Below are 16,075 nucleotides of genomic sequence, written 5' to 3' on the forward strand. Positions count from 1 at the left end.
TCGAATGAGTTACGTCGCACCCCTCAAAGACATGCTGTTCAACATCGAACACCTGGCGCGCATCGACCAGGTGTCCGCGTTGCCCGGTTTTGAAGACGCTGGCCTGGACACCGCGCAGGCCGTGCTGGAGGAGTGCGCCAAGCTCAACGAGGGGGTGATCGCGCCGCTGAACTGGGAGGGCGACAAGTACCCGTCTTCCTTCCACGACGGCAAGGTCACCACGACGCCCGGTTTCAAGGAAGCCTTCAAACAGTACGCCGAAGGCGGCTGGCAGGGCCTGCAGCACCCGGTGGACTTCGGCGGTCAGGGCCTGCCCAAGACCATCGGTGCGGCCTGCGGTGAAATCCTCAACAGCGCCAACATGAGCTTCGCGCTCTGCCCGCTGCTGACCGATGGCGCCATCGAGGCGCTGATCACCGCGGGCAGCGACGAGCTCAAAGCCGTCTATCTGGAGAAGCTGGTGAGCGGCGAATGGACCGGCACCATGAACCTGACCGAGCCGCAGGCCGGCAGCGATCTGGCCGCCGTGCGCAGCCGCGCCGAGCCGCAGCCCGACGGCACCTACAAGGTCTTCGGCACCAAGATCTTCATCACCTACGGTGAGCACGACATGGCCGAGAACATCGTGCACCTCGTGCTGGCCCGCGTGACCGGCGCGCCCGAGGGCGTGAAGGGCATCAGCCTGTTCGTGGTGCCGAAGTTCATGGTGAACAAAGACGGCTCGCTGGGCGCGCGCAACGACGTGCATTGCGTGAGCATCGAACACAAGATGGGCATCAAGGCCAGTCCGACCGCCGTGCTGCAGTACGGCGACCATGGCGGCGCCGTCGGCTACCTCGTGGGCCAGGAGAACCGTGGCCTTGAATACATGTTCATCATGATGAACGCCGCGCGCTACGCCGTGGGCGTGCAGGGCATCGCGATCGCCGAGCGCGCCTACCAGAAGGCCGTGGGCTATGCGAAGGACCGCGTGCAGAGCCGCCCGGTCGACGGCTCCCTGAGCGCCGCCGCGCCCATCATCCACCACCCCGATGTGAAGCGCATGCTCATGACCATGCGCGCCAGCACCGAAGGTTGCCGCGCCATGGCCGCCGTGGCTGCCGCCGCCTACGACGCGGCCCACCACCACCCGGATGCCGAAGCCCGCAAGGACAACGCCGCTTTCTACGAATTCCTGGTGCCGCTGGTCAAGGGCTACAGCACCGAGATGAGCCTGGAAGTGACCTCGCTGGGCGTGCAGGTGCACGGCGGCATGGGTTTCATCGAAGAAACCGGCGCCGCCCAGTACTACCGCGACGCCAAGATCCTCACGATCTACGAAGGCACGACCGCGATCCAGGCCAACGACCTCGTGGGCCGCAAGACCTCGCGCGACGGCGGCACCAACGCCAAGGCCATCGCGGCACAGATTCAGAAGACCGAAGCCGAGCTGGTGCAGCGCGGCAGCGTGAATGCGCTGGTCGTGGCCAAGCGCCTCTCGGCCGCGCGTCAGGCCTTCGTGGACGTGGTCGAGTTCATCGCTGCCAACACCCGGAGCAACCCCAACGCCGCCTTCGCCGGCAGCGTGCCCTACCTCATGCTCGCGGGCAACGTGGTGGCGGGCTGGCAGCTGGCGCGCGCGCTGCTGGTGGCCGAAGACCAGCTGGCCGCCGGCACCGACGCCGCCTTCATGCAGGCCAAGATCACCACCGCACGTTTCTACGCCGACCACATCCTGAGCCGTGTTCCAGGTGTGCGCGACAGCATCTGTGAAGGTGCCGACGCAGTCACTGCCATGGCGGTCGACGCGTTCTAAGGACACCCGGCCCTGTTGCTGCGGCGACAGGGCTCCCGGGCTCGCTGACCCAGAATCCAGCCAGCTTTTCGATCCAAAACGGAGACACCATGACGACCCGTCAACGCTACCTGCCCCCGGTGCTGAAGAACATCCAGTTCCCGGTGATCGGCTCGCCGCTGTTCATCATCAGCAACCCCAAGCTCGTCATTGCCCAGTGCAAGGCCGGCGTGGTCGGCTCGATGCCCGCGCTCAACGCGCGCCCGGCCGCGCAGCTGGAAGACTGGCTGGCCGAGATCACCGAGGCCCTGGCCGCGCACGATGCAGCGAACCCGGACAACAAGGCAGCACCGTTTGCCATCAACCAGATCGTGCACAAGAGCAACGACCGGCTGGAGCACGACATGGGCCTGTGCGCCAAGTACAAGGTGCCGATCATCATCACCAGCCTGGGCGCGCGCGAAGACGTGAACCAGGCCGTGCACAGCTGGGGCGGCGTGGTGCTGCACGACGTGATCAACAACGTGTTCGCGCACAAGGCGATCGAGAAAGGCGCCGACGGCCTGATCCCGGTGGCCGCGGGTGCCGGCGGCCACGCCAGCGTGAAGAGCCCGTTTGCCATGGTGCAGGAGATCCGCGAGTGGTTCGACGGCCCGGTGGCGCTCTCAGGCTCCATCGCCTCGGGCGGCGCCATCCTGGCCGCGCAGGCCATGGGCGCCGACTTCGCCTACATCGGTTCGGCCTTCATTGCCACCGAAGAGGCGCGCGCGGTGGACGGCTACAAGCAGATGATCACCGAGAGCAACTCGGACGACATCGTCTACAGCAACTTCTACACCGGCATCCACGGCAACTACCTCAAGGGCAGCATCAAAAACGCTGGCATGGACCCTGAGAATCTTCCGCAGAGCGACCCGAGCAAGATGAACTTCTCCACCGGCGAAGGCGCCAACGCGGCCAAGGCCTGGAAAGACATCTGGGGTTGCGGCCAGGGCATCGGTGCGATCCGCGAGGTGATGCCGGCGGCCGATCTGGTGGCGCGCTTCAAGCGCGAATACGCCGAGGCCAAGGCGCGCATCTGCATGGGCTGAACCCCGGGGCACCAAAAAAAAGGCCGACTGCAGAGTCGGCCTTTTGCATGCAGCGAACGCTTGACCTGATCAGGGCTTGATCGCGTTCTGGATCAGCTCCAGCAAGGACGATGGACGGAACGATTCGAGCAAACCCGGTGGCTGCGCGTATTGCACGCCGGTGTCGTCGGCGATGCGTTCGGCCCAGCCGCCGTTGCTCCATTCGCTGTAGAGCCAGTCCCCGTTCTCGTACACCAGCCCGGCCGGGGTCTCGGCCGGCGCCGTCTCCGGCACGCTCTTGAGCGCCGCACCCATGTAGTCCATCCAGATCGGCAGGGCGGCCCGGCCCCCCGATTCGCGGCCGCCCAGGCTGCGCGGTTTGTCGTAGCCCATCCACACGGCCGTGGCCAGCGTGGGGTGGTAACCGGTGAACCAGGCGTCCACGGCATCGTCGGTGGTGCCGGTCTTGCCGTAGACGTCGTTGCGCTTGAGCTGCGCCTGGGCGCGGGCCGCGGTGCCGGTGCGCGTCACGTCGTTCAGCAGGCTGCCCATCACGAAGGCGTTGCGCTGCGGGATCGCGCGGCTCTCGTCGGTCAGCGCTGCCGGCGGTGGCGCTTCAAACAGCACCTTGCCGTGCGCGTCGGTGATCTTCTCCACCACCACCGGTTCCACGCGCCAGCCACCGTTGGCCAGCGTGGCGTAGGCCCGCGCCATCTGCAGCGGCGTCACGAGGCCGGTGCCCAGCGCCAGCGTCAGGTTGTCGGGCTGGCGGTTGGCGTCCAGGCCGAAGCGGGTGGTCCAGTCGCGTGCACGCTGGGTGCCCACATGCTGCAACACGCGCACGCTCACCAGGTTGCTCGATTTCGCCAGGCCTTCGCGCAGCGTGATCGGGCCGCTGTAGTTGCCGCTGCTGTTGTCCGGGCTCCAGCCGTTGGCTGCGGTGAAGGGCAGGTCGTCCACGATGGTGGCGGGCATCACGCGCTCTTCGAGCGCGGCCGACACCAGCAGCGGCTTGATCGCCGATCCCGGCTGGCGCCAGCCCTGGGTGACGTGGTTGAAGGGTTGGCGCGTGAAGTCGAAACCACCGACCAGCGCGCGCACCCGCCCGGTGCGGGTGTCCAGCGCCACCAGCGCCGCCTCGGCTTCGGGCCATTGCGAGATCGCCCAGTTCTTGCCGTTCTTGACCACCCGCACCACCGAGCCCCGCTGCAGCTTCAGCGGGGCCTTGGCCGCGGGCTGGAGCGCGCGCTGCGCCCAGCGCAGGCCTTCGCCCTGGAGGGTGATGCGCTCGCCCGTGGCCAGCTGGGCACGCACCTCTTTCGCGCTGGCCGTCACAACGATGGCCACACGCAGCGTTTCGTCGTCGTGGTGGTCCTTCAGCGCTTCGGCCGCGGCACGTTCCAGCTCGGCGCCGTTGCCGGACGGCAGGGTTTCCTGGCCTTCCGGTCCGCGCCAGCTGCCGCGCCGGTCGAACGCCAGCACGCCGCGCTGCACCGCGTCGTGCGCCGCGCGCTGGTCGGCCGCACGCAACGAGGTCGTGACCCGCAGACCGGTGGAATAGGCCTCGGTGCCAAAGCGCTCCACCACCACGCGGCGCGCCATTTCGGCCACGTGGGCGGCGTGCACGCTGCGTTGCCCGGGCGACCGCAAGCTCAGTTTTTCGGCGCGGGCGGCGGCCAGCTGCTGCTCGGTGATGGCGCCCACGGCGAGCATGCGCTGCAGCACCACGCGCTGGCGCTGCACGGCGCGCTCGAAGTTCGCCACCGGGTTCGCGTAATAAGGGTTCTGGGGCAGGCCCGCGAGCATCGCGGTTTCGGCCAGCGAGAGCTGGTCCATGGACTTGCCGAAGTAGGTCTGTGCGGCGGCAGCGAAACCATAGGCGCGCTGGCCCAGGAAGATCTCGTTGAGGTAGATCTCCAGGATGCGGTCTTTCGAGAGCGCGTCTTCCACCTTGAAGGCGAGCACGATTTCCTTGGCCTTGCGCTCGACCGAAAACTCGCGCGTGAGCAGCATGGTGCGCACGAGCTGCTGCGTGATGGTGCTGGCGCCCTGCCGGCGACCCCCGGTCAGCGCCGCCACCACCGCACGCGCCATGCCCTTCGGGTCAACGCCCGAGTGTTCGCGAAAACGAGCGTCCTCCACCGCCAGCACGGCGTCCTGCAGCCGCTTGGGCGTGCGGGAAAGCGGCACGTATTCGCGCCGTTCGGCACCGAATTGCGCCAGTTCCACGCCGTCGGCGGTGAACACCTGCAGCGGCAGTTTGGGCTGGTAATTGACGATCCGGTCGATCGGCGGCAGATCGAAAGTGGACGCTTGAACCACCGACGCGGTCAGCAGCAGCGGGGCAGGGATGATGAGCGCCAGGCTGAGAAACAGGCGGCGCGAATGACGCAATGACATGGGAAGGATTATCCTGTGCCCGGGTATGCCGCTGATGAACGGGGCGTAACCGAATGTGCCATCATGGTTTTCGACACACTGGTTTCTCGCTTGACGGCCCACAATTGCTGCAATGCAGCAGATCGAGCCCCCCATGACCGAAAAACCCTTGAGGGAGAACGGCCACAAGGCCTCCAGCGACCACATCCCCGAACCCGGGCGACGTGGGCGCTTTCGCCTGTGGTGGCTGGGCGTTGCCGCGGTGCTCGTGCTGGGCACCACGGCCGCCGTGCTGTTGCCCTTTGAGGCGCGCACATCCCGTCTGCAGGCCTGGGTGCTGGGCCGCTACGCCGCACCGCTCGGTTTCGAGGTGGCTTCCGGGCCCAGCGACCACATCCGGTTTCCGAAACAAGGCCCGTTCGACGAACGCCTGGGTTACACCCGCATTCCCGCCTTTGTCGCCAGCCTCCAGGCCCGCGGTTTTGAAGTCACCGCGCAGGCCCGGCACAACCAGGCCCTGCTCGCGTACCAGGACCGTGGCCTGTACGCCCCGTACGCCGAGAAGGCCCAGGCCGGCCTGACCGTGCTTGACTGCCACCGCACGCCGATCCACAGCTTCAGCTACCCCTACCGCCAGTTCGATCGCCTGGGGAGCGTGCCCCCGGTGGTCGCGCAGGCGCTGCTGTTCATCGAAAACCGCGACCTGCTCGATCCCGACCGGCCGCAGATGAACCCGGCCGTTGACTGGGTGCGCTTCACGCGCGCCGTGCTCGGGCAACTCGGCAGCCGGATCGACGCCGAGTTCGACACACCCGGCGGCAGCACCCTGGCCACGCAGATCGAAAAATTCCGCCATTCGCCCGGGGGCATCACCCACAACGAGCGCGAGAAGCTGCACCAGATGGTGTCGGCCGCGGTGCGCGCCTACCAGCAGGGACAGGACACGCTGCCGGTGCGGCGCCAGATCCTGCTCGACTACCTCAACACCGTTCCGCTGTCGGCCGCGCCGCGCCACGGCGAGGTGCACGGGCTGGCCGATGGCTTGTGGGTGTGGTTCGGGACCGAGCTCGACCGCGCGCGCTTCCTGCTCACGCCCGGGCCGGGCCTGAACGAGAACCAGACCGAGCGTGGCCAGGTCCTGCGCCAGGTGGTGGCCCTCATGGTGGCGCACCGCCGCCCCTCCTGGTACCTCGCCCAGGGGCGCAAGGACCTCGACGAAACCACCGACGCCTACCTGCGCCTGCTGGCCGCCGAAGGCCTCATCGACACCGGCTGGCGCGACGCCGCCCTGCGGCAGCGGCTGGTGTTCCGCGACATGGTCCGCCACCCACCGCTGATGCCGACCAGCCATGGCAAGGGCAGCACCGCCGCGCGCAGCCGCCTGGCCGGGTGGCTGGACACCTCGCTCTACAGCCTCGACCGGATTGACGCCACCCTCGACACCACGCTGCACGGCGAGCTGCAGGACACCGTCAGCGCCTACCTGGGTCGCCTCACCGATCCGGCCTTTGCCCGCTCGCAGGGCCTCATGGGCGAGCGCCTGCTGCAGCCCGCATCGCTGGGCGCGGTGCGTTACAGCTTCACCCTGCTGGAGCGCACGCCCCAGGGCAATCTGGTGCGCGTGCAGACCGACACCACGACACAGCCGCTGGACATCAACGAAGGCAGCAAGCTCGAACTCGGCTCCACCGCCAAGCTGCGTGTGCTGGCCACCTACCTGGAACTGGTGGCCGGGCTGCACGCGCGCCTGGCCCCGCTGGAGCCGAAGGCCCTGCGCGCCACCGCTTTCGACCGGCAGGACACGCTCACCCGCTGGGCCGTGCAGCACCTCGCCAGTGCCAAGGACCGCAGCCTCGACGCCATGCTGCTCGCCGCCCTGGAGCGCCGCTTTTCGGCCGATCCCGGCGAGCGCTTCTTCACCGGTGGCGGCGTGCACAGCTTCAACAACTTCAACGACGACGACGACGCGCGCAGGCCCACCGTGCGCGAAGCCATGCAGGCCTCCATCAACCTGCCGTTCGTGCGCGTGCTGCGCGAAGTCGTGCGCCACACCATGTACCAGGTGCCCGGCAGCACCGCGCGGCTGCTCGAAGACGACAGCGACCCGCGCCGCGAGGCCTATCTCGCCCGCTTCGCCGACCGCGAAGGCCAGGCCTTCCTGCGCCGCTTCTGGCGCAAGACCGACCGGCGCAGCACCGACGAGCTGCGTTCGGTGCTGCTTGAAGGCCTGCGCCCCACGCCCGAGCGCCTCACCGCCGTGTTTCGCTACCTTGAACCCTCGGCAACGCCCGAAGCGCTGGGCCAGTTTCTGCGCGAGCGCATCGGCGAGAAAGCGCCCGACGCGACCCGCGTGCAAAGCCTCTACAGCCGCTACGCGCCCGATGCCCTCGATCTGCCCGACCGCGGTTATGTGGCCGGTGTGCACCCGCTCGAACTCTGGCTCGTCGCCTTTCGCCTGCAGCACCCGACGGCGACCCTGGGCGAGGCCATCAGCGCCAGCCAGAGCGAGCGCCAGGCGGTCTACGGCTGGCTCTTCCGCACCCGCGTCAAGAGTGCGCAGGACGACCGCATCTACACCCTGCTGGAAGTCGAGGCTTTCCTGGACATCCACCAGCACTGGGCCCGGCTGGGCTACCCGTTTGCCCACCTTGTGCCCTCGCTGGCCACGGCGCTGGGCAGCTCCGGCGACCGGCCCGCGGCGCTCGCCGAGCTGATGGGCATCATCCTCAACGACGGCGTGCGCCTGCCCACCCGCCACCTCACGGGGGTGCATTTCGCCAGCGGCACCCCCTGGTCCACCGCCCTGGGGAACGCGCCCGTGAAGGGCGAACGCGTCATGACGCCCGAGGTGGCGCGGGCGCTGCAACAGGCCTTGTCCGAGGTGGTGGAGCGGGGCACCGCGCGCCGCCTGGCCGGCAGCTTCCGCACCCCGGGTGGCGAAGACCTGTCCCCGGGCGGCAAGACCGGCACCGGCGACAACCGCGTGGTCGTGCGCGGGCGCGCCACGCTGGCGCTCAACCGCACCGCCACCTTTGTCTTTCACCTCGGTCCGCGCTATTTCGGCAGCGTCACCGCCTATGTGGTGGGGCCCGATGCCGCGCGTTACCGCTTCACCTCGGGCCTGCCGGTGCAGGTCCTGGGGTCGCTGGGGCCGACCCTGATGCCCTATCTGGATGCGGCGTCCGGCAACGGCTGCCCGATCGCACCGTCGTCCTGACCCGGGGTTTCCGCCAGCGCCGGATTCACCGGCTGCTCGCGCGGCAGGTGCAACACCGCCTTGCGCGGGTCGTCGGCCAGTTCGTCCAGCGCGCGGTGCAGGCGCTGCAGCGTGCGCCGGGCCTCCACGCGCTCATCTTCCTCGGTGGCGATCTCGCGGTCGGCCGGCAGCAGGGTGGACACCAGGCGAAACCGCAGCGTGGCGTCGTCCGGCAATATGGACGCAGGCTCCAGCCCCTTGGCCACGATGTGCTGCGCCAGCAGCTTGAGGTGCTCCGGTCGCTGGGGTCCCTCCACCAGGATCACAAAACGGGTGTTGGTCACGCGGCACACCGTGTCGACATCGCGCATCACGCGCGTGAGCCGCGCCGCCGCCAGCACCAGCGCGCGGTCGCCCGTGTCCTGCCCCAGGCGCAGGCGGAGGTCGGCGTGGTTGGACAGCTCCACCAGCAGCAGGGCGCAGTGGTGACCGTAGCGCCGCGCGCGGCGGATCGCGTCGCGCAGCCGCAGGTTCAGCACCGGCACGATGGTCAGACCGGTCAGCGGGTCGGTGGAATCGAGCGCACGCAGGCGCGCCCGGTTTTCGCTGAAGTCCTTCGCACGGCGGTGCAGGATGTAGAGCAGCAGCGGGATCTCGATCGCCGAACCGATCAGCACCGCGTACTGCGCGCCCCAGCTGTCGGGCAACACGCCGGCCGCACGCAGTGCCGGAAACGGGTAACCCAGGTGCACCGGCAGAAAACCCAGCGCCATCCAGCCCGCATACCGTTCACCCTGGCGCCAGGCCCACAGGCACAGCCCGATGCTCAGCAACACCGAGAGCAGGCCGTAGAGGTTCAGCACGGCGAGCGCCGGCGCGCTCTGCAGCGTGAGGTAGGCCGCCGGGTACAGCAGGCCGAACACCGACCACGCCAGCGCCAGGCGGTCGAGCCCGCGGTGGTAACGCGACAGGGAGCACACCTCACGCACAAACCAGATCCCCGAGCCCGTGAGCCAGAGCATGAACACCGCCGGCGCTGCGTTGTTCCACGCCGCCCACTGCGGCCAGAAGAACAGGCCGCCCAGGCCGGTGAAGGCCGTCTGAAAACCCAGCATGCAGGCCACGTAGACCACGTAGGCCACAAAGGCGCGGTCGCCGTAGAGCCGCGCGTGCACCCAGCCCAGGAACATCACGAGCAAGCCAAAGCCGAGGTAGCCGCCCACCAGCAGAAAGGTCCAGGAGCGCTTGTGCTGCAACTCGTCGGCGGTCAACAGGTCGGTGCGCGGGCTCACCGGTGCCGGCTTGTTCGCCAGCCGCAGCCACACCGTGCGCGGCGCTGCCGTGTCGTTCAGCGCGAACACCGGCGACCGGTCGGGGATCGACCATTGCGCCACCGGCAGCCGGTCGCCCGCGTGCTGCGCCCGCCAGCCAGCGGCCGCATCGGACTGGAACAGGCTCGCCTGATCGGTGAAGGCCGCGCCATCGAGCATGAGCAACCAGCGCTGCGCCGGGTCCAGCGCGGGCAACTCCAGCCGCAGCCACAGCGCGCCGTCGCCGAGCGTGAAGCTGCGCTGCTGCGCCATGGGCAGGAACTGGTCCACCGGCAGCCGGACCACGTCGTCCACGCTGGCCTGGCCGGTGGTGTCGATCCAGAAGCGGGATTGGGCGGTGGCGCCCCGCGTGTCCCCGGCCGCGCGTGCCGTTCCCAGCAACCCCATGGCCAGCGCCAGCAGCAGCATCGAGCGCGCGAGGACATGGAGGAAAGGGGTCTGGAAGGACATTGCCGCTATGTTATCGGGATGGGGTCGGGGAGCAGGGCCTTCCATCGGCCACCAGCAGCCGTTGAACGTTGTGGCAGGATCATCCGTTGCGGGGCGCCGGCTTGGATCGTGCGTTCATCCCAGCCTCGCGCCGTCCACAACCGTCGTGCCATTCCCCCTCTGCTTCACCCGGCGCCTACCCGATGATTTTTTCTCTCGCTACAGGCGGATCACTGGTGGTCGGCGCGGAATCGCCTGCGGTCGTTCCCTGGTGGAGCTTCACGAAAACGGTGCTCTCCGTTGCTGCTCTGTCGCTGGTCCGGGACGGCCAGGTGACGCTGGATGAATCGCTCTGGGGTGAGCCGTTCACACTGCGCCAGCTGTTGCGGCATGAGGCGGGGCTGGCGGACTACGGCGAACTCCCGGACTATCACCACGCAGTGGCCCGCCATGACACGCCTTGGCCGGAAGAGGACTTGCTGAGGCGCCTCGATGCAGGCAAATTGCGATACCAGCCCGGTGCAGGCTGGCGGTACTCAAACCTTGGCTATCTGTACGTCGCGAGGCTCATCGAACAGTTGACCGATCTCTCCCTGGAGGATGCCCTTGCCGAACGGGCATTCGCCCCGATCGGGCTGGGGCGCGTTCGGCTGGCGAGGACGCGCGCCGATTCTGACGATGTGGTCACCGGGATTGCGCCGGGTTACGACGCTGGATGGGTGTATCACGGTTTGCTGGTCGGTCCACTGTCCGACGCAGCGCTCTTTCTGGATCGCGTGATGATGGGGCAGCTGCTGCCAGAGACGCTGCTGCGCGAAATGCGTGCGAGGCGTATCGTCGCCGGCCCGATTCAGGGACGACCCTGGGAGTCTCCCGGATATGGACTCGGGCTCATGGTGGGAACCGTGGAGAGTGGCATGACGTTGTACGGGCACACCGGTGCGGGCCCCGACAGCGTTGTCGCCATCTATCGCAGCGCCCACGACGTTGCGGCAACAACCTGTGCAGTCTTTCACGAGGGGTGTGATCAGGGACTGGTCGAAGCAAAGGCCGTGGAGCAGTTGCTTGCAGCCCGGTCCTGAGGCCCGCGACCCCTGGCTTTGCGGGGGGACGATTGGCTCAGGCCATTTCCGGGTACAGCGCCACGAACCGCGCATGGCGCGCCTGCAGCGCCGCGTGCCGCGCGGCATCGGGCGTGAAGCGGTGCAGCACGGGCGGTGTGGTGCACACCGTTTCGACATCGCCGCCTGTGGCGAGCCAGGCCAGGCGGGCTGCGCCCATGGCGCCACCGCTTTCTGAGTCCTGGTGCACCTGCAGCGTGAGGCCGAAGGTGTCGGCCAGCAGCTGGGCCCACCAGGCGCTGCGCGAGCCGCCACCCACGAGCGACAGCGTGGTCAGCGGCGGCTCGGTGGCCGGGATGGTGCGCAGGCCGTCGAGCAAGCCGAAGCCCACGCCTTCGGCCACGGCGTAGGCCAGGTGTTCGCGGCCGTGTGGTGCGCGCAGGCCGGTCCACGCGCCACTGGCCAGCGGGTTGTTGTGCGGCGAGCGTTCACCGCTCAGGTAGGGCAGGAAGACCGGGGCGCCCTGCTGTTCATCGGCGCTCAGCGTGGCGGCGGCGGTCATCAGGGCGGCTTCGTTGTCGAAGCCGAGCATCTTCGTGGCCCAGGTGACGGCGCTGGCGGCGCTGAGCATCACGCTCATCACATGCCAGCGGCCGGGCAGGGCGTGGCAGAAAGCGTGCAGGGCTTGGGCCGGGTTGGGTTCGAAGGCCGCGCCACTGACGAACACCACGCCTGAGGTGCCGAGCGAGACGAAGCCCTGGCCGGGGCGCACCAGGCCCATGCCCACCGCGCTGGCGGCGTTGTCGCCCGCGCCGCCGGCCACGGGCAGTGGATCGGGCAGGCCCCAGCGTTCGCACAGCTCGGGCATCACATAGGCCGACACCTCGCTGCCCTCCACCAGGCGCGGCATGTGGTGCCGGGCGAGGCCGGTGGCGGCGAGCATCACGTCGGACCAGTCGCGTTGTCCCACGTCGAGCCACAGGGTGCCGGCGGCGTCGGACATCTCGCTCACGGCTTCGCCGGTGAGCATGAGGCGCAGCCAGTCCTTGGGCAGCAGCACGCGCCGGGTGTGGGCGAAGACCTCGGGTTCGTGCTCGCGCACCCACAACAGCTTGGGCGCGGTGAAGCCGGGCATGGCGAGGTTGCCGGTGATGGCGGCGAGATCGGGCACGTCGCGCGTGAGCTGCTGGCATTGCGCGCCGCTGCGGCCGTCGTTCCACAGGATGGCGGGGCGCAGCACGCTGTCGTGTTCGTCGAGCAAGGTGGCGCCGTGCATCTGGCCCGAGAGGCCGATGCCGCGCAGGCGGGCGAGGGCCTGCGGCTGTTCGCGCTGCAGCTGGTCCATCACGGCTTCGAGCGCCTGCCACCAGGCGGCCGGGTCCTGTTCGGACCACAGGGCTTGCGGTCGCTGCACGGTGAGCGGCGCGCGGGCGGTGGCGATGACTTCGTGCTGCTCGGACAGCAGCAGGGCTTTGAGTTCGGAGGTGCCGAGGTCGATACCGAGGTACATGGTGGGTTTCGTGGGAGAAGAAGATCAATCCGGCGCCGGGCCGCCACAAGCCGGATCAGCCCTCTCGGGGACTTGCCCGGAGCGCGAGGTCCAACCCAGGGCACCGCCGGGCCGGCTTTGCCGGACGGCCAGTGCCGCCCCCTTGGGGGAGGGTGACGCGAAGCGGCGCGGGGGGTGTTTCATCTACGCCGCGCCGCGGAAGCGGTTGAGCGACTGCTTGCGGAACTCGCTCGGCGTCATGCCCTTGGATTCGAGGAAGCGGCGGTTGAAGTTGGCGACGTTGTTGAAGCCAACCTCGTAGCAGATGTGGGAGATCTGCTGGTCGCTGTCCATCAGCAGCTGGCAGGCGCGGCTGATGCGCACGCGGTTGACGAAATCGGTGAAGGTGTTGCCCGTGGCCTTGCGGAAGAAGCGGCTGAACTTGCTCTCGCTCATCCCCAGCTCGGCGGCGAGCGCGCCGGCGGAGTGTTCGTCGGCCAGGTGGTCGGTGATGCGGCTGACCACGTCGTGGATCTGGTCGATGGAGGCGTCGTCGTCGTCGCTTTGCAGCTGCACGCTGGAGAGCAGCCGGTAGTCGGTGCAGGCAGCGAGCTCGCTCAGGAAATCGCAGAACGCGATGAAGCGCTTGAGGCCACGCGCGCCCTTGACCTTGTGCCAGTGCTGTTCGGCGGACTCGGACAGGCCGAAGAATTCGATGCCGTGCTTGGCGCGCTCCAGCAGGGGCAGCACTTCCCGCAGTTCGGGAATGGTCTCCGACGCCTGCGCCAGCGGTTCATGGGTGAACTGGATCACCAGATCGCGCACGGGAACGCCGCCTTCGGGCATGTCCATGCTGACCCAGTTGTGCGGCAGCCGCGGCCCGGTGAGCACGAGCTGGCCGGCCTGGAACGGGCCGATCCAGTCGCCCACGAACAGCTTGCCGCTGGTGCTGGTGATCAGGTGCAGTTCGTACTCGTCGTGGTAGTGCCAGCGAGCCAGGGGCGTGGGGTAACCATGCGACAGGCAGCGCACGAAGCCCACCTCGGTCGATGACTCGTAGCCGAGGTTCGGCGAGCGGGCCAGCTCGTGTTCCAGCTCGGGCTTGATCTGGCGTGGGATGGTGCGGCTGCGAACGGTCATGGAAGTCCCCTGGTTGGCAGATCAGGTGGACGCTGGGCGCACGCCGGTGTGGGCGGTGACGAAACGGCTCACCCGTTCGCTGGCCCGGCGCACCGCGTCCACCAGCCGCGCATCGCCGGCGAGTTCGCCCCACAGCGTGGTGTCGGCGCAGAACGCCGCCACCGGGTCGGGCGCTTCGCACATCGCGTGGGCGGCTTCGGGTTGCATCGCCTGGTCCTGGTAGGTGTAGGGAATCTGGCCGGTGTGCCAGCGCTGCAGGTAGGCCAGAAACAATGCGGGCAACAGGGCCACGCTGTCAATGGGTTCTCCGCGGGCGAGGCGTTCGCGGATGGTGGGGGCGATGAAGCCCGGGATCTTGCTGAACCCGTCCATGGCCACGCGCTGGTTGGTGTCGGCGATGGCCGGGTTGCCAAAGCGGTCGAGCACCACGTCGCGGTACCGGGGCAGGTGGATGGGGCAAGGGTGTTCCGGGGTATCCAGCACGGGGATCACGTCATCGGTGACGTAGTCGTAGGCGAACCGACGGATCACGTCGTGGTGGGTGCCTTCGTGGATGTAGCGGTAGCCGATCAGCGTGCCGGCCCAGGCGATGCAGCTGTGCGTGGCGTTGAGCAGGCGGATCTTGGCCTCCTCATAGGCATCGACCGAATCCACCATTTCCACACTGACCCGTTCCCACTCGGGGCGGCCGGCGATGAAGCGGTCTTCGATCACCCACTGGATGAAGCTCTCGCCCATGAGGGCGGCCGGGTCGTCCAGGCCGGTGGCCGCTTTCACGCGCTGGGCCACGTCGGGCGTGGGCCGTGGCGTGATGCGGTCCACCATGGCGTTGGGGCTGCTGGTGTGGGCCTGCACCCAGTCCTTCAAGGCGGTGTCGCCCACGGCATCGATGAACTGCAGCAGGCCACCGCGCGAGCGGTCGCCGTTGTGGCGCAGGTTGTCGCAGTTCATCAGCGTGACCGGGCCGGCGCCCGCGTTCATGCGCGCGCGCAGCATGGTGACGAGCGCGCCGTAGAGCGTGTGGCCGGCCTGCCCGGCTTTCACGGCGGCCAGATCGGCGCGCAGGTCGGGGAAGCTGGCCCAGTCCAGCTGGTTGCTGGCGTCGAGGTAATACCCGGCTTCGGTGACGGTGAAGCTGATGATGCGCGTGGCCGGGTCGGCGGCCACCGCCACCAGCGGGGCCAGGTCCTCCTGGTAGGACAGCACGCGCTGGATGGACGTGATGCGTGTGTAGCTGCGCTCGCCTTGCGGTGTCACGGTTTCCAGCGTGTAGGCGCCGCCTTGCGCCTGCAGCGCGGCGATCGTGTCCAGCATGTCGGGACGCAGGTTGCCGCCGGCGATGCTCCAGCGGGTGTCACCCAGCTCACGCAGCTGGTGGACATAGACGGCCTGGTGCGCGCGGTGGAACGAGCCCAGGCCCAGGTGCAGGATGGTGTTCATGGTGAGTGCTGAAAGACAGGGTCAGAGATCGAAGTTCGTGGGCATCATCACGACGTCGCGGATCGTCATGCCGCGCGGGCGGGTGAGCATGAAGAGCACGACATCGGCCACTTCCGAGGCCTCGATCAGGCTGCCACTGGCCTTGGCTTCGGCCAGTTTTTCAGCCGGCCAGTCGGCCAGCAGCGAGGTGATCACCGGGCCGGGCGAGATGGCGCCGACGCGGATGCCGTGTTGGAACACCTGGCGGCGCACCGTCTGCACGAAGCAGTTGATGGCCCACTTCGAGGACGCGTAGACCGGCTCCCAGGGCGTGGGGAAATGCGCCGCCAGCGAGCTGGTCACGATGATGTCGCCGCGGCCGCGCGCGATCATGTGCGGCAGCACGCCGCGCACGTTCTTCATCACCACGTTGATGTTCAGGTTGAGCATGCGGTCGATGGCGTCGTCGTTGGCATCCACCAGATCGCCGCCCACGTAGAGCCCGGCGTTGGCGTGGAACACGTCGAGCCGGCCGCCCAGCGCGAGGATGCGCTCGGGCATGGCGGCGCATTGAGCGGGGTCCAGCAGGTCGATCACCAGCGGCAGGGCGGCGGCGCCCAGCGTTGCGCAGGCCTTGGCCAGGGCTTGTGCATCGCGGTCGATCAGCACGACCATCGCGCCGGCTTGCACCATGGCCTGGGCACTGGCGAAACCGATGCCCGACGCCGCGCCGGTGACGGCGGCCACCTGGCCGCTCAGAGGGAGGGGGGTGTTCATGTGGGGGGCT

10 protein-coding genes are annotated in these 16,075 nt (G+C 68.5%); 4 read left to right on the plus strand and 6 right to left on the minus strand.

Features of this window, described 5'->3' with window-relative positions:
• Positions 1 to 4: 4 nt before the first annotated feature.
• Both F3K02_RS25510 and F3K02_RS25515 read left to right on the plus strand, forming a co-directional pair.
• On the plus strand, positions 5 to 1,795 hold the full coding sequence (locus tag F3K02_RS25510; RefSeq protein ID WP_177139291.1) for an acyl-CoA dehydrogenase: 1,791 nt from the start codon (positions 5 to 7) through the stop codon (positions 1,793 to 1,795).
• A gap of 89 nt (positions 1,796 to 1,884) precedes the next feature.
• Positions 1,885 to 2,865: an NAD(P)H-dependent flavin oxidoreductase gene (locus tag F3K02_RS25515; protein ID WP_177139292.1), complete on the plus strand. Its 981-nt coding sequence runs from the start codon at positions 1,885 to 1,887 to the stop codon at positions 2,863 to 2,865.
• Between the two features lie 69 nt (positions 2,866 to 2,934).
• Here the strand turns inward: F3K02_RS25515 and F3K02_RS25520 are convergent, their stop codons facing one another.
• Positions 2,935 to 5,244, minus strand: a complete 2,310-nt coding sequence (locus F3K02_RS25520) for a penicillin-binding protein 1A (RefSeq protein ID WP_177139293.1) — start codon at positions 5,242 to 5,244, stop codon at positions 2,935 to 2,937.
• A 133-nt stretch (positions 5,245 to 5,377) separates the two neighbouring features.
• On the opposite strand from F3K02_RS25520, the gene F3K02_RS25525 reads away from it, so the two are divergent.
• The gene (locus F3K02_RS25525) at positions 5,378 to 8,440 is read left to right on the plus strand and encodes a transglycosylase domain-containing protein (protein WP_177139294.1); all 3,063 of its coding nucleotides are present in this window, start codon (positions 5,378 to 5,380) and stop codon (positions 8,438 to 8,440) included.
• Here F3K02_RS25525 and F3K02_RS25530 read toward each other — a convergent pair.
• The gene (locus tag F3K02_RS25530; RefSeq protein ID WP_177139295.1) at positions 8,389 to 10,200 is read right to left on the minus strand and encodes a sensor domain-containing diguanylate cyclase; all 1,812 of its coding nucleotides are present in this window, start codon (positions 10,198 to 10,200) and stop codon (positions 8,389 to 8,391) included. The two genes, F3K02_RS25525 and F3K02_RS25530, sit on opposite strands and share 52 nt — an antisense overlap.
• 182 nt (positions 10,201 to 10,382) lie before the next feature.
• Here F3K02_RS25530 and F3K02_RS25535 point away from each other — a divergent pair, with 182 nt between their 5' ends.
• On the plus strand, positions 10,383 to 11,261 hold the full coding sequence (locus tag F3K02_RS25535) for a serine hydrolase domain-containing protein (protein WP_177139296.1): 879 nt from the start codon (positions 10,383 to 10,385) through the stop codon (positions 11,259 to 11,261).
• Positions 11,262 to 11,298: 37 nt separating this feature from the next.
• Here F3K02_RS25535 and xylB read toward each other — a convergent pair whose 3' ends face one another.
• The 4 genes from xylB to F3K02_RS25555 form a co-directional block, all read right to left on the minus strand.
• Entirely contained in the window at positions 11,299 to 12,750 is a 1,452-nt protein-coding gene (xylB, locus tag F3K02_RS25540) for a xylulokinase (protein WP_177139297.1), read from the minus strand.
• 183 nt (positions 12,751 to 12,933) lie between these two features.
• Positions 12,934 to 13,869 (minus strand): AraC family transcriptional regulator, encoded by a 936-nt coding sequence (locus F3K02_RS25545; protein ID WP_177139299.1) that lies wholly within the window; start codon positions 13,867 to 13,869, stop codon positions 12,934 to 12,936.
• Between the two features lie 21 nt (positions 13,870 to 13,890).
• Positions 13,891 to 15,309: a D-arabinitol 4-dehydrogenase gene (gene dalD, locus F3K02_RS25550; RefSeq protein ID WP_177139301.1), complete on the minus strand. Its 1,419-nt coding sequence runs from the start codon at positions 15,307 to 15,309 to the stop codon at positions 13,891 to 13,893.
• 21 nt (positions 15,310 to 15,330) lie between these two features.
• Positions 15,331 to 16,065: an SDR family oxidoreductase gene (locus F3K02_RS25555; RefSeq protein ID WP_177139302.1), complete on the minus strand. Its 735-nt coding sequence runs from the start codon at positions 16,063 to 16,065 to the stop codon at positions 15,331 to 15,333.
• Positions 16,066 to 16,075 lie beyond the last annotated feature (10 nt).

The organism is Hydrogenophaga aromaticivorans, assembly GCF_013387465.1.
Lineage (GTDB): Bacteria > Pseudomonadota > Gammaproteobacteria > Burkholderiales > Burkholderiaceae_C > Hydrogenophaga > Hydrogenophaga aromaticivorans.

Excerpts from the sequence above, each read along its gene's own strand:
- F3K02_RS25525 (WP_177139294.1), top strand. The coding sequence starts at position 5,378 with ATGACCGAAAAACCCTTGAGGGAGAACGGCCACAAGGCCTCCAGCGAC.
- F3K02_RS25530 (WP_177139295.1), bottom strand. The coding sequence starts at position 10,200 with ATGTCCTTCCAGACCCCTTTCCTCCATGTCCTCGCGCGCTCGATGCTG.
- F3K02_RS25515 (WP_177139292.1), top strand. The coding sequence starts at position 1,885 with ATGACGACCCGTCAACGCTACCTGCCCCCGGTGCTGAAGAACATCCAG.
- dalD (WP_177139301.1), bottom strand. The coding sequence starts at position 15,309 with ATGAACACCATCCTGCACCTGGGCCTGGGCTCGTTCCACCGCGCGCAC.
- F3K02_RS25520 (WP_177139293.1), bottom strand. The coding sequence starts at position 5,244 with ATGTCATTGCGTCATTCGCGCCGCCTGTTTCTCAGCCTGGCGCTCATC.
- xylB (WP_177139297.1), bottom strand. The coding sequence starts at position 12,750 with ATGTACCTCGGTATCGACCTCGGCACCTCCGAACTCAAAGCCCTGCTG.
- F3K02_RS25545 (WP_177139299.1), bottom strand. The coding sequence starts at position 13,869 with ATGACCGTTCGCAGCCGCACCATCCCACGCCAGATCAAGCCCGAGCTG.
- F3K02_RS25555 (WP_177139302.1), bottom strand. The coding sequence starts at position 16,065 with ATGAACACCCCCCTCCCTCTGAGCGGCCAGGTGGCCGCCGTCACCGGC.
- F3K02_RS25510 (WP_177139291.1), top strand. The coding sequence starts at position 5 with ATGAGTTACGTCGCACCCCTCAAAGACATGCTGTTCAACATCGAACAC.
- F3K02_RS25535 (WP_177139296.1), top strand. The coding sequence starts at position 10,383 with ATGATTTTTTCTCTCGCTACAGGCGGATCACTGGTGGTCGGCGCGGAA.